Below are 23,712 nucleotides of genomic sequence, written 5' to 3'. Positions count from 1 at the left end.
GAGAACGAACGCGGCCCGTCCGTCGCGGAAGTTCTGCCGGACCGGCCGTCAGCCGAGCACCTCGTAGCGGACGTCCACCTCGCCGAGACCGGTCGAGGCGATGGCCGCGAACGCGGCACGGGACAGATCGATGCACCGACCGTCGATGTACGGCCCCCGGTCGTTGATCCGGACCACCACGGACTTGCCGTTGGCCGGGTTGGTGACCCGCACCCGGGTGTTGAACGGCAGCGTCTTGTGCGCGGCGGTCAGCGCGTTCGGGTCGAACGTCTCGCCGTTCGCGGTCATCTGGCCCTCATCGTAGAAGGACGCGCCGCAGGAGCCGCTCTCCACCACCTTCGGGGCGGCGGTCTTCTTCTTCGTCGCGGTCGGCTTCGGCGCCGCGGTCCGGGCCTTGCCCCGGGACGCCGGTTGGGTGCGGGTCGGCTTCGGGCTCGGGGTGGCCTTCGGCGACGGGCTCAGGCTCGCGGTGGCGGAGGCGCTCGGCGACGGCGCGGCCGAGGTGGGAGCGGGCGTGCTGGGCAGCGCCTCGACCAGGGCCGGCGCGGCGGGCGGCTCGTCGGAGGTGAGCTGCACGGCACCGACGGTGCCACCGACCGCGAGTGCCACGCCGATCGCCGCGGTGGCGGCGATGCCGGCGGGCGAGGAGAACAACGCACGGGTACGAAGGTGCCTAGCAGCCACCGGCCCGGTCCTTTCGTCAGCTGAACAAACCGGCCCGGACCGTAACGAGAGAAGCACTTCCGAAGTCAACGTGATCATGATGGTATGCCCGCATTTGCTGTGGTACGTGTAGCCGATCAAGCCACCACCGTTGGGCCGAACGGTGGACCGTGGGCAGGATGGGAGACGTGCTGAACCGTCGCCTGATCGAACTGTTCCGCTGGGCCGACCCCGGCCCGGCCAGCAGTCACCTGGTCAGCGACCTCACCGGCTGGTGGCGCGAGCCCGACGTGCTCGCCCAGGTCGGTCCCGCGCTGGCCGGCCTCTTCCCGGACGCGCGCCCGACCGTGGTGCTCGCCCCCGAGGTGACCGGGCTGCTGCTCGGCCCGCTGGTCGCGGTGGCCGCCGGCGCCGGGTTCCTGCCCGCGTACAAGGACGGCGGCCGGCGGCGCCGGATCGGGCCGACGCGGTGGGCCGAGACCCCGCCGGACCACCGGGGACAGCGGCTCCGCATCGGTGTGGACGGCCGGCGGCTCGGCCCCGGCGACCGGGTGCTGCTGGTGGACGACTGGGTCGACACCGGCGCGCAACTGGACGCGCTGTGCCGGCTGGTCCGCGACGCCGACGCCGAGCCGGTCGGCGCCGCCGCGCTGGTCGCCACCTGCCCGGCGGCCGTCGCCGAGCGGCTGCGGGTACGCGCGCTGCTCACCGGGGACGACCTGCCCTGAGGGTTGACCTCAAGCGCGCTTCAACCCCGACGATCGGCGGATGGACGACGGCATCCTCGACGAGGCGTACCACCGACTGCACCGCACCGGCCCCGAGTTCGAGGGTTGGCTCTCCAACCACGGGCCGATGGCCGCCGAGGCGCTGGTCCGGCACGGGCAGGGTGCCCGCGTGCACCGCTGGCTCGACGGCTACCTGCGCCGGCTGGACGACCTGCCCCGCGGGCTGCGGCCGATCGACGACTGGCGGGCCGCGCTCGGCGACCCGAAGCGGGCCGGCGACTGGCTCGACCACTTCGACCGCGAGCTGCGCGACCGGCCGTGGCGGGAAGTGCTCGGCGAATGGTGGCCACGGCTGCTGCCCGGGATCGCCGCCGGCGCCACCCACGGCGTGATCCGGGTCGGACACGTGGTGCGGGTGCTGCGTACCGACGGGGAGACGCCGGACCGCCGCGCCGAGCTGGGTCAGGCGCTCGGCTACTGGGCGGCCCGCTGGCAGCCGGTTCCCGGCGCCGGCCCGCTCACCGGCCACTCCGACGTCGCCACCGCGCTGGCCGGGGTGCCCCGGGTCAGCGACCGGACCGGCGGCATCCGCGAGCGGCTGGGCCGGCTGACCGGTGAGCCCGGGTGGTCGGCAGCGGTCACGGCACTGCGCCCACCGGCCCACCCGGACGAGGCGGCCCGCACGCTCACCGAGGTGGTGCACCGCGCCGCGCTGGACTACCCGCGGTTCGGGCACGGTGAGCCGGTGATGCTGGTGCACGCGGTCACCGCGCCGACCGCGGTGCTGCGTACCCTGCCGGCCCTGGACCCGGCGCTGCGGGCGCCGAGCGTCGCCGCGGCCTGGTCCGCGACGGCGGCCGTGACCTCGGTGTACGCCGCACCCGCACCGGCCGCCACCACGCCTGTCGACGGGCCCACCGACCCGGCCGAGGTGTTCGCCCGCGCGGCCCGGCACGGCGACGAACACGTGGTGAAGCTGGCCGACGCGGCACTGGAGGCGTACGCGGCCACAGGTGACCAGCGGGTGTTGGCCGCCCCCGCCCACGCCGGCCGTCTGATCTGACCGGCGTCGGCACCTGAGGTGTTAAGCGGGGCCCCCGCCTATGCAGAATGCGTTAACAGGGGGCCCCGCCTTACATCGAGCGGCGCAGCTCCGGCAGCAGCGCCGCCGCCTCGGTCAGCACCGCCTCGTCGCCGGCGTACCAGCTGCTGGCCCGGGGCCAGTGCGTGATCACGTCGGTGAAGCCCAGCCGGGCCGCCCGGGCCGTCTGCTCCGCGAGGAAGTCGGCGCTGGTCAGCGAGAAGACCGGAGCCGAGTCCAGCGAGAGGTAGCGGTCCAGCGTTGCCGGGTCCCGGCCGGCCTGCTCCAGCGTCCGCGTCATCCCCTCCGACAGCTCCGCCACGGTGTCCCACCAGCCCGCCAGGTCGTCGCCGCCGAGGCCGGTGGTGACCCAGCCCTGCCCGAACCGGGCGACCAGGCGCATCGACCGGGGCCCGTTCGCGGCCATCACGAACGGCACCCGGGGCTGCTGGACGCAGCCGGGGTTGTTGCGGGCGTCCACCGCGGCGAACCACTCCCCGCGCCAGGTCGTGCCGTCCTCCCGCAGGATCAGGTCGAGCAGCTCGGTGAACTCGGCGAACCGGTCGACCCGCTGCCGGGGCGGCAGCGTCTCGTCGCCGAGCACTGCCGAGTCGAAACCGATGCCGCCCGCGCCGAGCCCGAGCAGCACCCGACCGCCGGAGACGTCGTCCAACGCGGTCACCTGCCGGGCGAACGCCGCCGGGTGGCGGAAGTTCGGCGAGGCGACGAGCGTGCCGAGCCGAACCCGGGAGGTGACCGAGGCCGCCGCCGTCAGCGTCGTCCAGGAGTCGAACCACGGCCCGTCGACCAGGTCACGCCACCCCAGGTGGTCGTAGGTCCAGGCGTGGTCGAACCCCCACTCGTCCACCTGCGCCCACCGCCGGCGCGCCTCCGACCACCGCTGGTCCGGCAGGATCACGATGCCAATTCGCATGGTCGCCAGGGTACGGCCCGGACCGCCCGCTACGTCGTCACCAGATCGGCGACGACGCAGGCGACGTTGTCCGGCGCGCCCGCCGCGTACGCCAGGTCGACCAGGTGCCCGACGGCGGTCTCCGGGTCGTCCGACCCGGCCAGCGCGGCGTGCAGCACGCCGGGGTCGACCACCGCGGCGAGCCCGTCCGAGCAGAGCAGGTAGCGGTCGCCGGGCAGCGCGGTCCGCAGCGCCAGGTCCGCCTCCACCTCGGCGCCCGCGCCCAGCGCCCGGGCCAGCAGCGCCCGCTGCGGGTGCGCCCCGGCCTCGGCCGGCGTGAGTCGCCCCTGGTCGACGAGCGTCTGCACGTACGTGTGGTCCTGGGTGAGCCGGGACAGCTCGCCGCCGCGCAGCAGGTAGGCACGGGTGTCCCCGACGTGCACCAGGGCGAGCCGGGTGCCCCGCCGCACGATCGCGGTGAGCGTGCTGGCCGGCCGGTCGACGTCGGTGGCCTGCGCACGTACCGCCCGGTCGGCCCGGCTCACCGCGTCGCCCAGCGCGGCGAGCAGGTCGCCCGCCGCGTCGGCGGCCGCCAACGGCCGCAGCGCGTCCACCGCCGCCGCGCTGGCGGCGGACCCACCCGGGCCGCGTACGCCGTCGGCGACCGCGAGCAGCGTGGCGCTGGCGTACGCGATGTCCTCGTTGGAGTCGCGGACCGTGCCGGTCTCGCAGCGCGCCGCGTACCGGAAGGTGGTGTGCTCGGACATGGTGGTGCCCCTCTCGGTGAGCTGGTCGACGAGGAGCGCGACGGTCCGCGCACGGGCGGCGGTGTCCGCGCTGACCCGCCGCCACCAGGCGTCCAGCGCCTCGGCGGCGGCGTGCGGCGGCAGGCCGCAGACGGTCCGGATCTCCGCCAGCGGCATGCCGGCGCGACGCAGCGCGGCGATCAGCCGCGCCCGGTCGAGCTGCTCCGGCGCGTAGTAGCGGTAGCCGGAGTGCGGGTCCACGGCGGCCGGCGGCAGTAGCCCGCTCTCGTCGTAGACCCGCAGCGCCTTGGTGGTCAGGCGGGCCGCGCGGGCGAACGCCCCGATGGTCAGCAGCCGCACGTCGCCCTCCTCGTCGTGCCGGCCCCGGTGGCCGGCACGGACCACGCTCGGCCTTGCCGCAGGGGTCGGGTCAAGAGCGTTGACCATATATCGAAGACTTATATATGTTGTCGACATGACCCAGATGCGGGAGCCGACGTTCCTGATCCTCACCTCGCTCACCGGCGGGCCGAGGCACGGCTACGGGATCATCCAGGAGGTCGCCACGCTCTCCGCCGGGCGGGTGAGCCTGCTGCCGGGCACGCTCTACACCGCGCTCGACCGGCTCGTCGCCCAGGGCCTCGTCGAACCGGACCGCGAAGAGATGGTGGACGGGCGGCTGCGTCGCTACTACCGCCTCACTGCGACCGGCGTCGACGCGCTCACGGCCGAGACCGTCCGACTACGCCAGCTCGCCACCGTCGCCGAGACCCGGCTGCGGGCCCTGCGCCCCCGCACCGCCTGAACCGCGTCCCGCCCGCGCCACGCAGACCGTAGGGGAGACCATGTCGCTCGCCCACCAGTACCGGCGGTTGCTCCTCGCCTATCCCCGCGCCTACCGGCGGGAACGCGGCCCGGAGATCATGGGACTACTGCTGGACTCGGCACCACCCGGGCGCACCCGACCCACGCTCCGCGAGGCCGCCGACCTGGTCCGCGGCGGGCTCCGCTGTCGGCTCGGCCGGCCCGCGAGCCGCACCATCGGCGTCTGGGCGACGCTGACGGCGCTGATCTGCGGACTGTTCACCGCCGCGCTCGCCGCCCGGCTCGCCTGGGAGACGTCCCCGCCGCAGCCCGACCGGGCCGAGTTCACCGCCGTCTTCACCGAGGCGTTCCCCGGCCACCGGCTGAGCGACGACGTGTCGACCGCTCCCGCGCTCTTCGTCTACTACAACCAGCCGCTGCGACTCAGCCAGTGGCGTGGGCTCGTACTCGGTGACGGCGGCGAATACCAGGAGGGCTCGGCCTCCGGATCATCGTCCGGCCCGATGCCGATGCCCGCGGACCGCACGCTGGTGACAGCCGTGCAACGACTGGAGGCCGGTGGCTGGCAGGTGTCCGAGCCGACCTCGACAGTGCTCCGGACCTGCGATTCCGCCAGGTGTCGCCAGGCGGGCGAGCCGGTCGAGACCGTGCTGGTCGCCCGGCGCGGCGACACCGTCCTGAGGGCCACCGTCAACGACCCCGACACCTCCGGGTCGTACCTCTGGGTGGAGGTCCAGCGGGCGACGCCGCCGGCCGTGCTTCCCGTCGCCGCTCTCGCCGGGCTGGTCGGCGGCGCCCTGGCCTGGCTGGCCTTCGGCTGGGTGAGCCGGCGCACCGACGGTCGACGCGGCGTGCCACTGCTGCTCGGGATCACCCTCCTTCTCTGGTGGACGCCCGCCGTGCTCGCCACGTCCTCCCTGGTCGGGCACCACCTGGACGAACCGCATCCCAGCTGGCATCCCCTCTGGGAGTGGCTCGGCCAGCCGGCGCTGTCGCTGTTCTTCCTGGTCGGCCTGGCCGGCGCGGCGACGCTGTCGGCCATCGCGCTCGTGCCGCGCCGCGAGCCGCATCCGCTGACGCTCAGCCCCGGCTGAGCTTGGCCAGCAGCCGGCCCAGGTGCGGCTCGACCGTGCCGGCCGGCGCGTCGTCCACCTCGGCCGGCGTCCACCAGCGGACGCCCCGGAACTCGACCGGGTCCGGCGTGAAGCGCTGCTCACGGTGGGCGTCCAGCACGTACCAGAGACTGACGTCGGTGTGTCGCTGTGCGGGCGGACCGACCGTCTCGGTGACGGTGAGGAACGCCGGCCGCTCGCCGAACGGCCGGGCGAAGACCGCCGGTACGCCAAGCTCCTCGCGCAGCTCGCGGCGAACGGTGTGCACGGGGTCCTCGCCCGGCTCGACATGGCCGCCGCTGGGCAGCCACATGCCGGCGTTGCGGTGGTCGACCAGCAGCACCGCGCCGTCGGACGGGTCGCGGAGCAGGAAGTAGGCGACCAGGTGCGGCGACGGGGTGCGCGGTGCGACCCGGCGGAAGATGTCCGCCGTGCCCGCCAGCCAGACCAACGCCGCCGCCCGGTGCCGGGCCTCCTGCTCGTCGCCCGGCGCCAACGCCTCGACCAGGGCCCGGATCTCGTCGCGCATGCCGCGATGCTGCCATCCGGGTACGACGGACGCCGGCGACTAGCCTGGCCCGGTGCCGGAACTCGAACGACTCGCCGCCCACCATGCTTACGTGCTGTACCGGTTCGAGCGCGAGAACCGGGCCTACTTCGCCCGCTACGTGCCCGACCGCGGCGACGACTACTTCGACGAGTTCGCCGACCGGCTCGCCGCCCTGCAAGTCGAGCAGGACCGCGGCCTCTGCCACTTCCACGTGCTGGTCGACGACGACGGCTTCGTGCTCGGGCGGTTCAACCTGGTCGACGTGGCCGACGGCAGCGCCGAGCTGGGCTACCGGGTGGCCGAACGCGCCGCCGGACGCGGCCTGGCCCAGTACGGCGTGCGGCGGGTCTGCGAGCTGGCCCGCGACGCGTACGGGCTGCGCCGGCTGGTCGCCGACGCGGCGCTGGCGAACCCGGCGTCCCTGGCGGTGCTCCGGCGTACCGGGTTCGTGGAGGCCGGTGCGGTGGAGCTGGACGGGAAGCCGGGGCTGCGGCACGTCCTCGACCTGCACCCGGCTCCGGAGCAGCGCCATCAGGTCGGCGGCACGCACCCGGGTGATCAGCGGTGAGGCCGGCAGACAATGGCCCGGCGTCGGCGAGGGTCTTGGCCAGGTCTCCGTTGTATGTTGTGCGGAAATGAAAAGAAGCGAGCAGCTCGCGGAACAGTTGGACTGGTACTGGCGCAAGAACCTGCGGCCACGGCTGGAGGGTCTTACCGACGAGGAGTACTTCTGGGAGCCGGTACGTGGCTGCTGGAGCATCCGCCCACGTGGCACGTCGGCCGCACCGATGTCAGAAGGTGCGGGGGGATGGACGATGGACTACGTGTTCCCCGAACCGGAGCCGGCGCCGGTGACCACAATTGCCTGGCGGCTGGCACACATCATCGTCTCGTGCCTCGGCTATCGGGTCGGCTGGTACTTCGGCGGCCAGGACGTCGACTCCGAGACATTCGCCTACGCGGGGACCGCTGACGAGGCGCTGAAACAGCTCGATGAGATGTATGAGAAATGGAACGCGGGGGTCCGCGACCTCTCGAACGCCGACCTGGAGAATCCGCCCACGGTGGGTCTTGAGCGGTTTCCCATGGAGAACAGAATCCTGCACGTCAACAGGGAGCTGATCCATCACGGTGCCGAGATTTCCCTGCTGCGCGACCTCTACCGCTGGCAGGACGGAGCCTTACCGCGCCGAGCATGACTTTCCCGGTAACCGGCGATCGAGCTTCGGCAACCTCCACCCTCCGTGACGCTCCGTGGCTATATCCGCGCACACCTGGACGACTCCGTCGACGAGAACCAGGACGCGCTCGTCTTCACCGGCGCGAAGGGTGCCGTCCTACGCCGCTCCAACTTCCAGACCGCCTGCAACGCGCCCAGCTCCTACGTAACGGGCGCGGCCGGCGCAGGAGGCCATATCAACCATCGAGGCCCCAGCCAGGAAACCTGTCCTGAGCTGGGGCCTCGCGCGTGGAGCGGGTGACGGGAATCGAACCCGCACTGTCAGCTTGGGAAGCTGATGTTCTGCCATTGAACTACACCCGCGAGCGGCACCACTGTACCTGAGGTCACCACCCCCGTGCACCCAGGTACCCGCCGGCGAGGCCCGGCAGAGTTGATCAAGCGATGTTGCACGTCGGCAACATATGGGCGTTCTCAAATCCGTCGATGGGATGTAACGTCTGCCACACGTTTCCGACTCGGCGTGACACACCCCCTGGCACGCCGTCAGAAAGAGGTGGGCCCATGGGACTCCGTCCCAACCTGCTGACCCGGCGTACCGCCGGTGTCGCGACGTCGACCCTCGCGCTGCTGCTCAGCACCGCCGCCGTCGGCGTCGTCCCCGCTGCCTCGGCCTTCTCGGCCGCCCCGGCCGGCGTCTGCGCCGAGCCGGCCGACGCCCACGCCGACGCCCGCGTCGCCAAGGGCGGCCACGCCAAGCTCGACCCGAACCACCTGACCGCCAAGCAGGTTCGCGACCGTGAGGCCGACCTCGCCGCCGCCCAGCGCGAGCGCGCCAACTTCCGGACCGGCGCCGTCGCCCCGCTGGCGACCGTGACCATCCCGGTCGTCGTGCACGTCATCCAGGAGAACAGCACCCGCGCCGGCGGCAACATCCCGGACTCGCTGATCACCCAGCAGATCAGCGTGCTCAACCAGGCGTACGCGGGCTCGACCGGTGGCGCGGCCACCGCGTTCAGCTTCCAGCTCACGAAGATCAACCGGGTGACCAACGCGTCGTGGTACCCGATCGTGCAGGGCTCCTCGGCGGAGCGGTCGATGAAGACCTCGCTGCGCGAGGGCGGCAAGAACACGCTGAACATGTATCTCGGTGAGCTCAGCGACGGCCTGCTGGGCTGGGCGACCTTCCCGAAGCGGACGCTGGACAAGATGGACGGCGTGGTCGTGCTCAACGAGTCGCTGCCCGGTGGCTCGGCGACCAACTACAACCAGGGCGACACCGGCACCCACGAGATCGGCCACTGGCTGAACCTCTACCACACCTTCCAGGGCGGCTGCTCGGGCTCGGGTGACAGCGTCTCCGACACCCCGGCCGAGGCCTCCCCGGCGTACGAGTGCCCGACCGGTCGGGACACCTGCTCCACGACCGGCAAGGACCCGATCACCAACTTCATGGACTACACGTACGACTCCTGCATGTACCAGTTCACCGCCGGCCAGGCGAGCCGCATGCTGACCGCGTGGAACGCCTACCGCGCGGCCTGACCGCCGCCGCACCACGTACCGGTGCCGGCCCTGTCTGCGGACGGGGCCGGCACCGGCGTTTCCGGGCCCGGTCAGGCGGCCGGGCGGCGGGTGTCGAAGCCGTGCCGGCCACGCCGGCCCTCCGGGACGAGCGCGCCCAGCCGAGCGGGTGCCGCCTCCCCCGGGTCGAGCCAGAGCCGCACCTGCGGCCGGCCGACGCCGGGAAGGGCCACCGGATCGCGCCGGGTCAGCATGGCCACGTCGACGGAGAACTCGAACAGCCGCCAGTCACCCTGCGGCGCCGCCCGGCCGAGCCGGGTCAGCCGCGACACCGTCGCCGGGTCGGTCACCGGACGGGCCCGGCCGGCCACGTAAGCCTCGTCGTCGCTCTCCTCGGGCGGGAAGGAGTGCAGCGCGTAGCGGCCGTCACGTTCGAGGTCGCGGCGCTTCGGCGAATCGATGACGAAGCACCAGAGCCCGTCGTCGGTGATCAGCGGCGACACCGGGTGCACCCGGGGGCCGCCGTCGGCGCGGACCGTGGCGAGGTAGCCGAAGCCCGGCCCGTACTGCTGGATCAGAAGGCGGATCTCGGCGGCGAGTCGGGGCTCGTCGGCGGCGAATTCGGACCAGGAAGCCATGCCGACATTCTATCGAACACGTGTACGAAGATGTAGTCCGACACGCTGGTCACGCACACCGGTCGCTAGAGTGTTCCGATGCTGCTCTCCGACCGCGACCTGGTCTCCGAGATCAAGGCGGGCACCCTCGCGCTGGAGCCCTTCGAGCCCACGCTGGTGCAGCCGTCCAGCATCGACGTACGCCTGGACCGGCTGTTCCGGGTCTTCAACAACCACCTCTACACGCACATCGACCCGTCGATGCAGCAGGACGACCTGACGTCGATGGTGGAGGTTCCCGAGGGGCAGCCGTTCGTGCTGCACCCGGGCGAGTTCGTGCTCGCCTCCACGCTGGAGGTGATCTCGCTGGGTGAGGAGCTGGCCGGCCGGCTGGAGGGCAAGTCGTCGCTGGGGCGGCTCGGTCTGCTGACGCACTCCACCGCCGGCTTCATCGACCCGGGCTTCTCCGGCCACGTCACGCTGGAGCTGTCCAACGTGGCGAACCTGCCGATCACGCTCTGGCCGGGCATGAAGATCGGTCAGTTGTGCATCTTCCGGCTCTCGTCACCGGCCGAGCACCCGTACGGCTCGGCCGTCTACGGTTCGCGCTACCAGGGCCAGCGCGGCCCGACGCCGAGCCGGTCCTGGCAGAGCTGGCGCACCTGGCCGACCCGCTGACGCCGTCCGCTGCTGTTAAGCGGGGCCCCCTCCTATGCAGAATGCGTTAACAGGGGGCCCCTCCTTACACCTCAGCCGGGGCGGCCGTAGCTGTTGATGTCGCCGTCGTCGACGCGCTTCATGGTGATGGGTTTGCCCGACTGGGAGGCGTGCACCACCCAGCCGTCACCGACGTACATTCCGACGTGGTGCAGGTCGCCGTAGTAGAAGACCAGGTCACCGGCGCGCAGCTCGGCACGGCTGACCCGCGTCGTCACGTTGTGCTGCTGACGGGCGTTGTGCGGCAGCGAGACCCCGGCCTTCGCCCAGGCCGCCATGGTCAGACCCGAGCAGTCGAAGTGGTCCGGGCCGGCCGCGCCCCACACGTAGATCTTGCCGATCTGGGCGCAGGCGAACTTGACCGCCACCCCGGCCGCGCCACCGGGATACCCGGCGGGACAGGGAGCCGGGCGCAGCGGGCCGCCACCACCGTTGCCGTACACCTTGAGCCGCAGCTTCTGGAGCTTGGCGATCTCGGCGTCGATCTGCTTCTTCTTCGCCGCGAGCTGGGCCTCGGTGCGGCTCAGGTCGGCGACCATCGCGTCCAGCGGCTTCTTCTTCGCCGCCAGCTCGTCGCGCAGCGCGGCGATGTCGTGGACCTGCTCCTGCTGGTGCTGCGCGAAGCGGTCGAGCAGCTCCAGGCCGCTGACCAGCTCGCTCGGCGAACGACTGCCCAGCAGCGCGTTGACGGTGGAGAGGTTGTCGCCCTTGTACGCGTCGGCGGCGAGCCCGCCGACCTGGCCGAGCGCGGCGTCCACCCGGGCCTGGAGCGGAGCGATCTGCTTACCGAGCGCGTCGGCCTGCTTGCGGCGCACCGCGAGCTGCTCACGGACGGCGTTTACCTGTTCGATGACGGGTTCGAGCTTGTTCCAGTCGCGGTCGATCTGGGCCTCGATCTCGGCGACCGAGGGTTCCGCGTGCGCCGCCGTCGCGCCACCGGTCAGGACGACCGCGGCGCCGACCAGGGCGGCGAGTGTGGTGGTGAAACGGGACCAGCGGGAACGCGGCACGGCGGCGGACCGGTCGGTCGACCGGCTCGACGTCGGCCGCGGGGCATGGTGTGCCACCGGGCGTCCGTACTCCTTCTGCCTGACCGCCTACCGGGTTAGCTGACGGGTTCGGGCGGGAAGGGAGACGCCCTACCGCAGTGGCTGCGGATTCACCCCAGGTACCTGGGTCCCCGGTTCGCCCGTGGGCGACTCGGCGGTGTCGGGCCGTCACCGACCGGGTTGGACGGTGAGACGTGCGGCCGACGATTGACCAGAGTAGGGATTCCTGTTATCGATCCGCAACCCGAACGGCCGTGACACTCCGTACCGAATGTGCCGCGCAGACATGAATGAAGCTTTCTTTCATGTCGGATTACTACCCGGAAAGGTATTGACCTCACGGGTGGGTGGAGTGAGGGTGGGAACGCAGTGACGCCCATCCCTGTCCAGGAGGTTCGATGCACCTCTCAGCCCCGCCGTCGAGCAGACGGATGCTGCTCGCCGCCGCCGTGGCGACGGCCACCGCGCTGGCCACCACCGGCCCGGTGAGCGCCGCGCCGCAGGCGAACCGGCCCACCGGCGACCGCCAGCAGCAGTACGCCGCCGCGGCGGCCGAGTACGGCGTACCGCAGAACGTGCTGCTCGGTGTCTCCTACCTGGAGTCGAGGTGGGACACCCACCCGGGCCAGCCCAGCACCAGCGGCGGCTACGGCCCGATGCACCTGACCGACGCCGCGCACGTCCTCGCCACGCCGGGCAGCGCCCATGTCGACGAGGACGAGGACCCGCGCGGCGACGAATCCCGCCCGCTCACGCTCGACCCGGCCACGGCCGCCACGCCGAGCCGGGAGACGCCGCTGCCGGCCGCCTCGCTCCAGACGCTCGACGCCGCCGCCACGCTCACCGGGCTGGACGCGCAGAAGCTGCGCACCGACCCGGCCGCGAACATCCGCGGGGGCGCGGCGCTGCTGGCGTCGTACCAGAAGGCACTGGGTGGGCCGGTCGGCGCCGGCAGCGACGCCGCGGCCTGGTACGGCGCGGTGGCCCGCTACTCCGGCGCGGACACGTCCGACGCGGCGGCGGCCTTCGCCGACGAGGTCTACGACCAGCTCGGCCAGGGCGCGGCCCGGACTACCGACGACGGGCAGCGGGTCACGCTGGCCGCCACCACCGCCGAGCCGGACCGGTCCGGGCTGGCCCGGCTCGGGCTGCGCCACGCCGCGCGGCCGGACGGGCTGGAGTGCCCGGTGCGGCTGGCCTGCGAGTGGATTCCCGCGCCCTACGAGCAGCTCAGCGCCGACCCGGGCGACTACGGCAACCACGACCTGGGCAACCGGCCGAAGCAGCAGAAGATCGAATACATCGTCATCCACGACACCGAGGGCTACTTCGACCCCAGCGTCGACCTGGTGAAGCGGGCCGACTACCTGGGCTGGCACTACACGCTGCGGTCGGTGGACGGCTACGTCGCCCAGCACATCAAGGCCAAGGACGTCGGCTGGCACGCCGGCAACTGGTACGTCAACGCCAAGTCCATCGGCCTGGAGCACGAGGGCTTCGCCGGGCAGGGCACCTGGTACACCGAGGCGATGTACCGCAGCTCGGCCAAGCTGGTCCGGTACCTGGCGCAGAAGTTCGGCATCCCGATGGACCGGCAGCACATCATCGGCCACGACAACGTGCCCGGCATCACCGCCGCCGCGGTCGGGGGCATGCACTGGGACCCGGGCCCCTACTGGGACTGGTCGCACTACTTCGACCTGATGAAGGCGCCGTTCCGGACCACCGGCACGTCACGTACCGGGCTGGTCACCATCGACCCGGACTTCGCCACCAACCGGCCCGCGTTCGTCGGCTGCAACCAGCAGCCGCCGGGCGTCCCGACGCCCACCCCGCCGGCCGCGCCCTGCCCGTCGCGCGGCTCGTCGGCGGTGGTGCTGCGGACCGCGCCGAGCGCGGACGCCCCGCTGGTCAACGACCTCGGGCTGCGCCCGGACGGCACGCCGGACACGATGTACATCTCCGACCACGGCGCCCGCGCCTCCGCCGGTCAGACGTACGCGGTGGCCGGCCGGCAGGGTGACTGGACCGCGATCTGGTACCTCGGCCAGAAGGCGTGGTTCCACAACCCGGCCGCCGCGCCCACCGCCAGGTGGGCCACCGGCTTCGTGGTGACGCCGCGCCCCGGCAAGGCCACCATCCCGGTGTACGGTCGCGCCTACCCGGAGCAGGCCGCCTATCCGGAGACCATCCCCTACCAGGCCATCTCCCCGCTCCAGTACACGCTCGCCGCCGGCCAGCGGTACGCGGTGGGCGGTGTGCTGCCGGGCGAGTACTACCGGGCGGTCTCCTACGACGGCTCCGCCCCCGGCGACCGGACCGTGGTACGCGGCAAGAACCGCTACGTGCAGGTCCAGTTCGGCCACCGGATCATGTTCGTGAACCTCGACGACGTGCTGATCCTGCCGTCGCCGCTCGGCGCACCGCGCTGAGCCTCGCCACCGACACGAGAAGGCCCCCGGTCCACGTGGACCGGGGGCCTTCCGTCGAACGGGTGCGGGTCAGCTGACCCGGACGAAACCGGCGAGCGGCTGGGTGCTGATGCTCGACACCTGCACCGGTTTGCCGGTGCGGGGCGCGTGCACCATCATCCCGTCGCCGAGATAGAGCCCGACATGGTGCAGGTCGCTGCCGAAGAAGACCAGGTCACCGGGTCTGGCCTCGGATCGGGAAACCTTGCGGCCCTCGTTCCACTGCGCACCGGTGAAGTGGGTGAGCGAGATGCCCGCCGCCTTGTAGGCGTACTGCGTCAGGCCCGAGCAGTCGAACGAGTTCGGGCCGGTGGCACCCCACACGTACGGGTCGCCGACCTGGGCGCACGCCGTCTTGATCGCGGTACGCGCGGCGCTGCTCACCACCCCGTCGATGGACGGGCAGCCGGCCGGCCGGATCGAGGTCACCGGCAGCATCCCGGTCAACCGTTTGATCTCGGAGTCGATCTGCTTCTTCTGCGAGGCGAGTTGAGCCTCCTGCTTGACCTCGGTGGCGATCAACGCGTCCAGCTTCTGCTTCTGCGCGTTGTACTTGTCGCGGGCGGCGAGCACGCCGGCGATCTGCCGGCGCTGGTCGTCGGCGATCCGGTCGAGCATGACCAACTGCTCGGCCAGCGTGCCCGGCTTGGTGCTCACCAGCAGCGCGCCCATCTCCTGCGACGGGCCGCGCATGTAGTAGCGGGAGGCGATGTCGCCGACCTTGTTCATCGCCAGCGTCGAGGCCAGCTCCAGCGGCACCATCTTGTTCTGCAGGTCCGCGGACTTCTTCTTGTTGACCTTGAGCTGGGCGCGGACCTTGTTGTACTGCTCGATCGTGGGCTCGAGCTTCTCCCACTGCTTGTCGATCTGCGCGTCGATCTCGTCCACCGAGGGCGCCGCGTGCGCCGGGGCCGCCAGCATCCCGGCGCCGACCGCGACGGCCGCGACCAGGGTGACCAGACGGCGTACCACCCGGTGGACCCCGGCCGGCCGGCCGGGGGGAGCGCTCGGGGCGTGACGTTGAGGGGGCATGGTTGCCACCGGCACGGACTCCTTTGCAACCGACCGGCGGGCGCCTCGCGAGAGGGAAGATCGAGGCGGACGACCCACGGCGGTCGGTGCATCACATTAGGGAAGGCACCGGGGTGGAATCAAGGCGGCCCGTTGTTCAATCACGCGTCCGCAATCGGTTGCACACCAAGGGTATTCATTCACTTGCCCATAATGGCCGTCAATACGTCGTCGAGCGTCACCACGCCCAGGGGTCGCCGACCGTCGCTGACCAGCACCATGTGCCGGCGCTCGCGGCGCATCGCCAGCAGCAGATCGGCCAGCGTACGGTCCGGGGGCACCACCGCCAGCGGCCGGTAGACCTCGGTCGGCACCGGGGCCCGTCGACTCGCGCCGGCGTACCCGAGCACGTCCTTCACGTGCACGAAACCGAGCACCCGCCGGGTGGCCCGCTGCACCACCGGGAAGCGGGACCGGCCGGTGCGGGTCGCCAACACCTCCAGCGAGGCCGGTGAGACGTCCTCGGCCACCGTGGTCACCGTCGACCAGGGTTGCAGCGCGTCGGCGGCGGTACGGGTGTGCAGCGCGAGCGCGCCGGTGATCCGGGCGTGCTCCTCGGCGTCCAGCAGCCCCTCGGTACGGGCCTGGGAGACCAGCCCGGCCAACTCCTCGGCGGTGAACACGGTCTTCACCGCGTCCGTCGCCTCCACCCGCCACCACCGCAGCACCTGCCGCGCCGACCACTTCATCGCCAGCAGCAGCGGCTTCGTGGCCAGGCAGAACGCGAGCATGGCCGGGCCGAGCCAGAGCGCCGACGGCTCCGGGCCGGCCAGCGTGATGTTCTTCGGCACCATCTCGCCGACCACGGTGTGCAGGAACACCACCACGGCCAGCGCGATCACGAACGCCACCGGGTGCACCGCCGAGGCCGGCAGCCCGGCCGCCTCGAAGGGCACCTCCAGCAGGTGCGCCAGCGCCGGCTCGGCGATCGCGCCCAGGCCGAGCGAGCAGACCGTGATGCCGAGCTGCGCCCCGGCGATCATCAGCGGGATCTGGTTCATCGCGGCGAGCGCCCAGCGGGCCCGCTTCGACGTCGCCGCGAGCGGCTCGATCACCGTACGGCGGGACGCGATCAACGCGAACTCGCTGCCCACGAAGAACGCGTTGCCGAGCAGCAACACCAGGGCCACCAGCAGCTCAGGCACCGTCGTCGGGCTCCTCCGGGCGCAGCACCCGGACCTGCTCGATCCGGTGCCGGTCGACCTCCACCACGGTGAACTCGTAGCCCGCCTCGTCGACCGTCTCGCCGGGGACCGGGATGTGCCCGAGGCGGGCCATCAGGAAGCCGCCCAACGTCTCGTACGGCCCCTCGGGCAGCCGGAAGCCGGTCTGCTCGACCAGCTCGTCGGCGCGCAGCACGCCGTCGACCAGGACGGTCCGTTCCCCGCCGGGCACGGTCAGCTCCGCCGGCCCGAGGTCGTCCACCGCGGCCGGGTCGAACTCGTCGGCGATCTCCCCGACCAGCTCCTCGACCAGGTCCTCGACGGTCACCACGCCGTCGGTGCCGCCGTACTCGTCGACCACGATGGCCAGGTCCGCGCCGGCGTCCTTCAGCGCGGCCAGCACGCCGTCCAGGTCCAGGCTCTCCGGGACGTACACCGGTTCCCGGGCCACTGCGGCGACGGTGGTGGCGGCGCGGCGGGCCAGCGGCACGCCGAGCGCGTCGGGCACCCCGGCGACGCCGGTGACCAGGTCGAGCGTCTCCTCGTACACCGGGAACCGGGTCCGGCCGGTCCGCCGGGACTCCTCGAGCAGCTCGGCGACGGAGGCGGTGGCGCGCAACGCGATCACGTCCACCCGGGGGGTCATCGCCTCGGCGGCCCGCTTGTCGCCGAACCGGATGGTGCGCCGCAGCAGCATCGCGGTGTCCGGCGGCAGCGCGCCGGCCCGCGCGGAGATCGCCGCCAGCAGCCCCAGCTCCTCCGGGGATCGGGCGCTGGCCAGCTCCTCCTGCGGCTCCACGCCGAGCCGGCGGACCAGCCGGTTGGCGGAGTCGTTGAGCAGCCGGATCAGCCAGCCGAAGGTGCGGGAGAAGGCGCGCATCGGCGCGGCGGTGGCCAGTGCCGCCGGCATCGGGCGGGCCAGCGCGAGGTTCTTCGGCACCAGTTCGCCGAAGAGCATCGAGAGCAGCGTGGCCAGCGCCAGGGCGAGCAGCCCGGAGAAGCGGTCCGCCCCGCCGAACGGGTGCAGCAGCGGCGCGACCAGCCGGGCCAGCGCGGGCTCGGCCAGATAGCCGGTGAGCAGCGCGGTGATGGTGATGCCGAGCTGGGCGCCGGAGAGCTGGAAGGACAGGTCGCGCAGCGCCCGGCGGACCGTGTCGGCCCGGCCGTCGCCCTCGCCGGCCCGCCTGTCGATCTCCGCCCGGTCGACGGTGACCAGGGCGAACTCGGCCGCGACGAAGAAGGCGTTGCCGGCGGTCAGCAGCACGAAGCCGACCAGGGGCAACAGCGTCAGAACCAGCAGGCCGTCGATGCGCGTGATTGTGGCACGCGAGCGCCGCTGGTGCGCCACCCGCAGGCCGCCCCCTTCGTCGCGCCCCTTCCTCGCGCCCCTTCGTCGCGCCCCTTCGTCGCGCCCCTTCGTCGCGCCCCTTCGTCGCGCCCCTTCGTCGCGCCCCTTCGTCGCGCCCCTGATTCACGGAAAGAGTGGCCATGGCGCCCGCCATAGCCACTCTTTCCGTGAATCAGCGCGAGGGGTGCGGGGTGCGGGGTGCGGGGTGCGGGGTGCGGGCGTCAGCCGGGCGTTGGGGCGGTCTGCTTCTCGCCGGCGGGCGCGTCCGGCTTGACCGAGCGCAGCAGCACGCTGGCCACGTCGACCACCTCGACGTCCTCGCCGGCGCCCTTGCCGTTCACCCCGTCGTTCAGCATCGTCGAGCAGAACGGGCAGCCGACCGCGATGGTCTTCGCGCCGGTGGACATGGCCTCCTCGACCCGGTCCACGTTGATCCGCTTGCCGATCTTCTCCTCCATCCACATCCGGGCGCCGCCGGCGCCGCAGCAGAAGGAGCGCTCGCTGTTGCGCGGCATCTCGGTCAGCTCGCCCTGGATCGAGTCGCCGAGCACCTCGCGCGGGGCGGCGAAGATCCGGTTGTGCCGGCCCAGGTAGCAGGGGTCGTGGTAGGTGACGCCGCCGTCGACCGGCTGCACCGGCGTGAGCTTGCCGGCGCTGACCAGGTGGGCCAGGAGCTGGGTGTGGTGGACCACCTCGAACTCGCCGCCGAGCTGGCCGTACTCGTTGCCCAGCGTGTTGAAGCAGTGCGGGCAGGTGGCGACGATCTTCCGCTTGCTCTTCTCCCGGCCGTCGAACGCCTCGTTCAGCGTCTCCACGTTCTGCTGGGCAAGCATCTGGAACACGAACTCGTTGCCGATCCGGCGGGCCGGGTCACCGGAGCAGGTCTCGCCCTCACCGAGGATGGCGAAGCTCACGCCGGCCTCGTTGAGCAGCGTGGCGACCGCGCGGGTGGTCTTCTTGGCCCGGTCCTCGAACGCGCCGGCGCAGCCGACCCAGAACAGGTATTCGAAGTCCTCGACCTCGCCGACCCGGGGCACCTCGAAGTCGAGCCCCTTGGTCCAGTCCTCGCGGGTGTTCTGCGGCGCGCCCCACGGGTTGCCCTTGTTCTCCAGGTTGCGCAGCATCACGCCGGCCTCGGACGGGAAGCTCGACTCGATCAGCACCTGGTAGCGGCGCATGTCGACGATGTGGTCCACGTGCTCGATGTCCACCGGGCACTGCTCGACGCAGGCGCCGCAGGTGGTGCAGGACCAGAGCACGTCCGGGTCGATGACGCCGCCTTCCTCGGCGGTGCCGATCAGCGGCCGGTCGGCCTCGGCCAGGGCCAGCACGTCCATGTGGGCGAGCTGCGCCTCGGTGGCCTTCTCCTCACCGGTCAGGTCCTTGCCGCCGCCGGCCAGCAGGTAGGGCGCCTTGGCGTACGCGTGGTCGCGCAGGCTCAGCACCAGCAGCTTCGGCGACAGCGGCTTGCCGGTGTTCCAGGCCGGGCACTGCGACTGGCAGCGACCGCACTCGGTGCAGGTGCTGAAGTCGAGCAGACCCTTCCAGGTGAACTGCTCGACCTGGGCGACGCCGAACTGGTCCTTCTCGGGGTCGGCCTCCTCGAAGTCGAGCGGCTTGCCCTCGCTGGTCATCGGGCGCAGCGGGCCCAGGCCGGAACCGGCCGGCTTGCCCGGGTCGCGCTTGAAGAAGATGTTGGGGAACGCCAGGAAGCGGTGCCAGGCCACGCCCATGGTGACGTTCAGCGAGATCACGATGAGCCAGGTCATCGAAATCGCGATCTTGATGAGGGCGGCCACGCTGACGCCGGCCGACCAGTCCGGCAGCACGGCGCCGACCGCGTGGCTGAGCGGGGTGGCCCAGACCGGATATTCGAAGTGGTCGGTGGCGACCTTGAAGCCCCGGATGACGAAGCCGAAGATCAGGACCAGCAGCACGACCCACTCGACGAAGTAGCCCTGCCACATGGTCGAGCCGGTGAACCGGGAGAGGCCGCCGGGGCGGGTCGGCCGGTTGCGCAGCCGGATCGCCATCAGCACCACGATGCCGATCAGGCCGAGGATGCCGATCCACTCGGTGGCCAGGCCGAAGACGGTCCAGTGCCCGACGATCGGCAGCCCGCCGCCGGGCGTGACCACCTCGAAGTACGCCTCGAGCACCAGCAGCGACAGCACGATGAAGCCGACCATCACGAACCAGTGGGCGGCCCCGACCACGCTCCACTTGAGCATGCGGGTGTGGCCGGCGGTCTCCACCAGCATCTTGGCCGTACGGGCGCCCTTGTCGGCGAAGCGCTCGGGCGCGGGCTGCCCGAGCCGGATGACGGCCGTCATCTTCATGACCGCGCGTACCGCAAGCCACACCGCCACGGCGGTGATGGCGGCCGCGAGGATCGTGGTGACGATCTGGACGCTGCCCATCGAGTTGGCCTCCCGGTCTGCTGCTTGTCCGTGCAGCCTACGCGGAAGGTTACTCAGCAGTAACGTGAGTCTTCTCGCATCGGCCACGCCGCCCTGCGGACACCTTAGGTGGGCGGGCGCCCGGGCGCCGGGCAGGGGCGGCGTGGCGTGATGTGAGCCGGGGTGGAAACGGGCCGGTCAGCGCCAGCGGGAAAGCAGGATCAGCGAGGAGACCATCGCGCCGAAGCCCACCGCGAGGTTCCAGTAGTTCCACGAGGCGACCGGGTACGCCTGCTCGGACAGGTAGTAGACCACCAGCCAGCCGATGCCCACCACGATCAACGCGACGGCGGTGGCCGGCAGCCAGATCGGGCTAGGCTTGCGCGTCGACGCCGTCGCCGTCGGACGGACGTCCGTCGGCGGGGTGTACACCTTCTTCTTGCGGACCTGAGACTTGGGCACGACGCTCTCCAGAGGGGGGTACGACCTCGTCCGGCCTGACAACCGGGCGCGGGGGCGACGGTCCATGGCCAATAATGTGTCGACAGCTAGCGTAGTCCCGACGGACCGTCCAGGCCACGAATGGGGTCGGGCCGGTGCACGGAGTTACCGAAAAGAGCGGACTTTTCGGGTCGAGAAGGTCGGTTCGCATCGGCGCGGGCCGGAACGAGACGACGGGAAAGGGAACGCCCGGTGGAGTACACGTCCGGCGCCGCCTCCTGGCAGAAGGTCCTTCGCCGCGCGGTCGCCGGTCTGCTGCCCCGGCGGGCACGCCAGCGCCGCCCCGGCTGGTCGATCGGCGTACCCCTGATCGCCGCTGCGGCTGGGCTGCTGTTCACCACCACCGCGACCACCGCCGGCGGCACCCCGCTGCGCGAGGACCGGCGGCCCCAGCTCACCCAACTGATCGAGGACCGACGCGAGCAGGTCGCGGCCAGCGAGGCGAAGGCCGCCCGACTGCGCGACGAGGTCGAGGAACAGACCGAGGCGCTGGCCGGCACCGACGGGCCGGTGAAGACGCAGCGGGACCGGGCCGCCGCCACCCGGCAGGCCGCCGGGTTCACCGCCCTCACCGGCACCGGGATCACGATCGAGCTGAACGACGCCGACTGGGGCCCCGGCCAGCCGCTGCCCAAGGGCGCCAGCAACGACGACCTGGTCGTGCACCAGGGCGACGTGCAGGCGGTGGTGAACGCGCTCTGGGCCGGCGGCGCGGAAGCCATGTCAATCATGAACGTCCGCGTGCTCAGCACCAGCGCGGTACGCTGCGTCGGTAACACCCTGCTGCTGCACGGCCGGGTTTACTCCCCTCCTTTCAAGATCGTGGCCATCGGCGATCCCGCACAGTTCCAGCGGGCGCTCGCCGCCTCTGAGGGAGTCCGGGTGTTCAAGGAAGTGGCCGACCACTATCAGCTCGGCTACAGCGAGCAGATCTCCACCGTCACGGTGCCGGCGTTCGAGGACTCCACCGCGCTGCAATCGGCGACGGTGCCCCGGTGACCGGCGACGACCCCCGGGAGCGCGACGACCGCCGACGCAGCCGGCCGGACGAGCCGACCGCGTTCCTCCGGAAGGTGGAGCGCCCGGCACCCGCTCCGGCGCCGCTCGACCTGCCGTGGCCGGACGCCGGCCCGCCCCACTCCGCCCCGGCGCGACGCGGCCCCGCTCACCCGGCCGCCCCGCCGCCGCCCCCCTGGCCCGGAAACCAGACCCGACCGCCGGCCGCCCAGGCCCGACCGTCGACCCCGGGCAACCAGAGTCGACCGCCGGCCGCCACCGCCCGCACCGAGGGATACCCGCCGGCCCGCCAGCCCGGCCGGCCCGCGGACGGGCCACCGCACCGGCCGCCGGAGAACCTGAACAGGCCCGCCGCCCGCCCGTCGGCCGGCACACCCGGGCCGGACGTTCGACACCCGGCCGGCCCGGACACCCGACACCCGGCCGGCCCGGACACCCGACACCCGGCCGGCCCACCCGGCCCCGACCGCCGCCACCCGACCGGACCGGATGCCCGACACACGGCTGCGCCGGCCGGCCCCGACCCCCGACGGTTCGCCGGCCCGCCCGACGCCGGCCGACCGGCCGACCTTCCCGGCCGCGGAGCGCCCTTCCGCCCGGACACCGGTGACCGCTACGACCGCTACGACCGCCGGACCGGCCCGGATCGCCACGAACCCGGGCGGCGCGGCGACGCGCCCCCCGGCGTCCGACCGGCCGCGCCGGGGGACGCCCCGACCGATGTCATCGCCCCGGTGGGAGAGCGGCCCGAGCGGCGTGGCGGAGCAGCCGAGCGGCGCTCCGGCGTACCCCGCTCGGACGGCCCGACCGGCCGCGGCCCGGACCCGACCGCGCCGGCCGACCCCGGCGCGACCGCGGTGCTGCCCGCCGTGCCCCGCCGGCCGGCCGATCCACGGCTGGACGCCACCGGCCTGATGGGCGCGGTGCCCCCGGTGCCGGACCCCGGCGACGGCGACGGCGAGCCGCCCGCCGAGCCGCCCCGGCCCCGGCGCGGCGAGCGGGTGGTGCAGCTCCGGCCGGAACAGACCGGCGAGGGATACCGCAGCGTCTACTCCGAGCTGACGCGTCCCACCACCGGCTCCCGCCTCCGCACGGCCGTCCGCGGCGCGGGCGAGCTGCTGATCACGTTCGGCCTGGTGGTGCTGCTCTTCGCCGGCTACGAGATCTGGGGCAAGTCGGTCATCGTCGACGCCCACCAGAACGACCTGACCGGCCAGCTCGCCCAGGAGTGGGCGGCGGACCCGACGGTCGGTCCGACCCCCGGCCCGAGCACGAAGCCGAAGCCGCCCGCCGAGGGCAAGCCGGTCGCCGGCCTCTACATCCCCAAGCTCGACAAGCACTGGGTCGTGGTCGAGGGCGTCACCCCGGACGACATCCGCTACGCCCCGGGCCACTACCCGGACAGCGCCATGCCGGGCGAGGTGGGCAACTTCTCCGTCGCCGGGCACCGCATCCGATCCACGTTCTGGCGGCTGGACGAGCTGACCGCCGGCGACACCATCGTGGTCGAGACCAAGGGTGAGTGGCTCGTCTACCGGGTCTACCAGCAGCGCATCGTCAAGCCGTCCCAGGTCGAGGTCGTGGCGCCGGTGCCGGGCAAGCCGGGCAGCCGGGCCACCGAGAAGCTGCTCACGCTGACCACCTGCAACCCCAAGTTCGACAACTACCAGCGGCTGATCGTCCACGCCCGCTTCGACCACGCCCAGGCCAAGTCGGCGGGCCGACCGGCCGAGCTGGAGGGCTGACCCGTGTACGCGTGGATCTGGCGGAAACTGCCCCTGGGCCTGCCCGGCAAGCTGATCGGGTCGGTGCTGCTGGCCACCGCCACCGTGGCCCTGCTCTGGTTCGTGGTCTTCCCGTGGGCGGAGCCGCTGCTGCCCTTCGACGACGTGCAGGTCACGCAGGACTCCGGCGTACCCGGCGACGCCCCCGGCGGCGGGCTCACCGACCCGACCGGGCGGCCCGCCGAGGACGAGGAACTCCCCTACAGCACCGAGACGAACAACGCCCCGCCCTCCACCCCGAACAGGTGACCCC

23 protein-coding genes, 1 tRNA gene and 1 riboswitch are annotated in these 23,712 nt (G+C 72.4%); of the genes, 12 read left to right on the top strand and 12 right to left on the bottom strand.

Annotated features, from left to right (window positions below; all coding sequences use genetic code 11):
- Positions 1-48 precede the first annotated feature (48 nt).
- The gene (locus ACH495_RS01335; protein WP_396855784.1) at positions 49-684 is read right to left on the bottom strand and encodes a septal ring lytic transglycosylase RlpA family protein; all 636 of its coding nucleotides are present in this window, start codon (positions 682-684) and stop codon (positions 49-51) included.
- Between the two features lie 158 nt (positions 685-842).
- Here ACH495_RS01335 and ACH495_RS01330 point away from each other — a divergent pair, with 158 nt between their 5' ends.
- Both ACH495_RS01330 and ACH495_RS01325 read left to right on the top strand, forming a co-directional pair.
- Positions 843-1,391 (top strand): phosphoribosyltransferase family protein, encoded by a 549-nt coding sequence (locus ACH495_RS01330; RefSeq protein WP_396855783.1) that lies wholly within the window; start codon positions 843-845, stop codon positions 1,389-1,391.
- Positions 1,392-1,431: 40 nt separating this feature from the next.
- Complete coding sequence (locus ACH495_RS01325) at positions 1,432-2,454, top strand: hypothetical protein (RefSeq protein ID WP_396855782.1); 1,023 nt, start codon at positions 1,432-1,434, stop codon at positions 2,452-2,454.
- A 70-nt stretch (positions 2,455-2,524) separates the two neighbouring features.
- On the opposite strand, the gene ACH495_RS01320 is transcribed toward ACH495_RS01325, so the two are convergent.
- Both ACH495_RS01320 and ACH495_RS01315 read right to left on the bottom strand, forming a co-directional pair.
- Positions 2,525-3,406: an LLM class flavin-dependent oxidoreductase gene (locus ACH495_RS01320; RefSeq protein ID WP_396855781.1), complete on the bottom strand. Its 882-nt coding sequence runs from the start codon at positions 3,404-3,406 to the stop codon at positions 2,525-2,527.
- Between the two features lie 29 nt (positions 3,407-3,435).
- Positions 3,436-4,491 carry a MerR family transcriptional regulator gene (locus ACH495_RS01315; RefSeq protein WP_396856489.1) on the bottom strand — a complete coding sequence of 352 codons (1,056 nt, stop codon included), beginning with the start codon at positions 4,489-4,491 and terminating at the stop codon, positions 3,436-3,438.
- Between the two features lie 124 nt (positions 4,492-4,615).
- On the opposite strand from ACH495_RS01315, the gene ACH495_RS01310 reads away from it, so the two are divergent.
- Together ACH495_RS01310 and ACH495_RS01305 are read left to right on the top strand one after the other, a co-directional pair.
- A complete protein-coding gene (locus ACH495_RS01310; protein WP_396856488.1) occupies positions 4,616-4,936 on the top strand; it encodes a PadR family transcriptional regulator in 321 nt (106 codons plus the stop codon).
- A gap of 40 nt (positions 4,937-4,976) precedes the next feature.
- The gene (locus tag ACH495_RS01305) at positions 4,977-6,050 is read left to right on the top strand and encodes a hypothetical protein (RefSeq protein ID WP_396855780.1); all 1,074 of its coding nucleotides are present in this window, start codon (positions 4,977-4,979) and stop codon (positions 6,048-6,050) included.
- Here the strand turns inward: ACH495_RS01305 and ACH495_RS01300 are convergent.
- Positions 6,037-6,597 carry an NUDIX hydrolase gene (locus ACH495_RS01300; protein WP_396855779.1) on the bottom strand — a complete coding sequence of 187 codons (561 nt, stop codon included), beginning with the start codon at positions 6,595-6,597 and terminating at the stop codon, positions 6,037-6,039. The two genes, ACH495_RS01305 and ACH495_RS01300, sit on opposite strands and share 14 nt — an antisense overlap.
- A 52-nt stretch (positions 6,598-6,649) precedes the next feature.
- Here ACH495_RS01300 and ACH495_RS01295 point away from each other — a divergent pair, with 52 nt between their 5' ends.
- Together ACH495_RS01295 and ACH495_RS01290 are read left to right on the top strand one after the other, a co-directional pair.
- Positions 6,650-7,186 carry a GNAT family N-acetyltransferase gene (locus tag ACH495_RS01295; protein WP_396855778.1) on the top strand — a complete coding sequence of 179 codons (537 nt, stop codon included), beginning with the start codon at positions 6,650-6,652 and terminating at the stop codon, positions 7,184-7,186.
- Between the two features lie 67 nt (positions 7,187-7,253).
- The gene (locus ACH495_RS01290; protein WP_396855777.1) at positions 7,254-7,817 is read left to right on the top strand and encodes a DinB family protein; all 564 of its coding nucleotides are present in this window, start codon (positions 7,254-7,256) and stop codon (positions 7,815-7,817) included.
- A gap of 270 nt (positions 7,818-8,087) precedes the next feature.
- Here ACH495_RS01290 and ACH495_RS01285 read toward each other — a convergent pair.
- A tRNA-Gly gene (locus tag ACH495_RS01285) sits at positions 8,088-8,161 on the bottom strand.
- A gap of 201 nt (positions 8,162-8,362) precedes the next feature.
- On the opposite strand from ACH495_RS01285, the gene ACH495_RS01280 reads away from it, so the two are divergent.
- Entirely contained in the window at positions 8,363-9,343 is a 981-nt protein-coding gene (locus tag ACH495_RS01280) for a zinc metalloprotease (RefSeq protein WP_396855776.1), read from the top strand.
- Between the two features lie 71 nt (positions 9,344-9,414).
- Here ACH495_RS01280 and ACH495_RS01275 read toward each other — a convergent pair whose 3' ends face one another.
- Positions 9,415-9,960, bottom strand: coding sequence for a pyridoxamine 5'-phosphate oxidase family protein (locus tag ACH495_RS01275; protein ID WP_396855775.1), 546 nt, complete (start codon positions 9,958-9,960; stop codon positions 9,415-9,417).
- A 78-nt stretch (positions 9,961-10,038) separates the two neighbouring features.
- On the opposite strand from ACH495_RS01275, the gene dcd reads away from it, so the two are divergent.
- Positions 10,039-10,617 (top strand): dCTP deaminase, encoded by a 579-nt coding sequence (dcd, locus tag ACH495_RS01270; protein ID WP_091062417.1) that lies wholly within the window; start codon positions 10,039-10,041, stop codon positions 10,615-10,617.
- A gap of 71 nt (positions 10,618-10,688) precedes the next feature.
- Here dcd and ACH495_RS01265 read toward each other — a convergent pair whose 3' ends face one another.
- Positions 10,689-11,723: an NlpC/P60 family protein gene (locus tag ACH495_RS01265; RefSeq protein ID WP_396855774.1), complete on the bottom strand. Its 1,035-nt coding sequence runs from the start codon at positions 11,721-11,723 to the stop codon at positions 10,689-10,691.
- 13 nt (positions 11,724-11,736) lie between these two features.
- Positions 11,737-11,872: riboswitch (cyclic di-AMP (ydaO/yuaA leader) on the bottom strand.
- Positions 11,873-12,103: 231 nt separating this feature from the next.
- Between ACH495_RS01265 and ACH495_RS01260 the strand changes: the two genes are divergently transcribed.
- The gene (locus ACH495_RS01260) at positions 12,104-14,137 is read left to right on the top strand and encodes an N-acetylmuramoyl-L-alanine amidase (RefSeq protein ID WP_396855773.1); all 2,034 of its coding nucleotides are present in this window, start codon (positions 12,104-12,106) and stop codon (positions 14,135-14,137) included.
- Positions 14,138-14,206: 69 nt separating this feature from the next.
- Here ACH495_RS01260 and ACH495_RS01255 read toward each other — a convergent pair whose 3' ends face one another.
- From ACH495_RS01255 to ACH495_RS01235, 5 genes are all read right to left on the bottom strand, one after another.
- Complete coding sequence (locus tag ACH495_RS01255) at positions 14,207-15,208, bottom strand: C40 family peptidase (RefSeq protein ID WP_396855772.1); 1,002 nt, start codon at positions 15,206-15,208, stop codon at positions 14,207-14,209.
- Positions 15,209-15,387: 179 nt separating this feature from the next.
- Positions 15,388-16,392: a hemolysin family protein gene (locus ACH495_RS01250; protein ID WP_396855771.1), complete on the bottom strand. Its 1,005-nt coding sequence runs from the start codon at positions 16,390-16,392 to the stop codon at positions 15,388-15,390.
- Positions 16,385-17,692, bottom strand: coding sequence for a hemolysin family protein (locus ACH495_RS01245; RefSeq protein WP_396856487.1), 1,308 nt, complete (start codon positions 17,690-17,692; stop codon positions 16,385-16,387). The genes ACH495_RS01250 and ACH495_RS01245 overlap by 8 nt, the downstream gene beginning before the upstream one ends.
- A gap of 287 nt (positions 17,693-17,979) precedes the next feature.
- Positions 17,980-20,178 carry a (Fe-S)-binding protein gene (locus ACH495_RS01240; RefSeq protein WP_396855770.1) on the bottom strand — a complete coding sequence of 733 codons (2,199 nt, stop codon included), beginning with the start codon at positions 20,176-20,178 and terminating at the stop codon, positions 17,980-17,982.
- Positions 20,179-20,355: 177 nt separating this feature from the next.
- Positions 20,356-20,619, bottom strand: a complete 264-nt coding sequence (locus tag ACH495_RS01235) for a cell division protein CrgA (protein ID WP_396855769.1) — start codon at positions 20,617-20,619, stop codon at positions 20,356-20,358.
- Between the two features lie 231 nt (positions 20,620-20,850).
- Between ACH495_RS01235 and ACH495_RS01230 the strand changes: the two genes are divergently transcribed.
- From ACH495_RS01230 to ACH495_RS01220, 3 genes are read left to right on the top strand one after another with little or no spacing between them, the layout of a single operon-like run.
- Positions 20,851-21,657 (top strand): DUF881 domain-containing protein, encoded by an 807-nt coding sequence (locus ACH495_RS01230; RefSeq protein WP_396855768.1) that lies wholly within the window; start codon positions 20,851-20,853, stop codon positions 21,655-21,657.
- Positions 21,654-23,420 (top strand): class E sortase, encoded by a 1,767-nt coding sequence (locus tag ACH495_RS01225; protein WP_396855767.1) that lies wholly within the window; start codon positions 21,654-21,656, stop codon positions 23,418-23,420. The genes ACH495_RS01230 and ACH495_RS01225 overlap by 4 nt, the downstream gene beginning before the upstream one ends.
- Before the next feature lie 3 nt (positions 23,421-23,423).
- On the top strand, positions 23,424-23,708 hold the full coding sequence (locus ACH495_RS01220; protein WP_396855766.1) for a hypothetical protein: 285 nt from the start codon (positions 23,424-23,426) through the stop codon (positions 23,706-23,708).
- Positions 23,709-23,712: the final 4 nt, after the last annotated feature.

It is taken from the genome of Micromonospora sp. NPDC018662, assembly GCF_044391475.1.
In the GTDB taxonomy this organism is placed as follows: domain Bacteria; phylum Actinomycetota; class Actinomycetes; order Mycobacteriales; family Micromonosporaceae; genus Micromonospora.
Note: the sequence above shows the minus strand (reverse complement) of the source record. Positions and strands in the feature narration are given on the sequence as shown.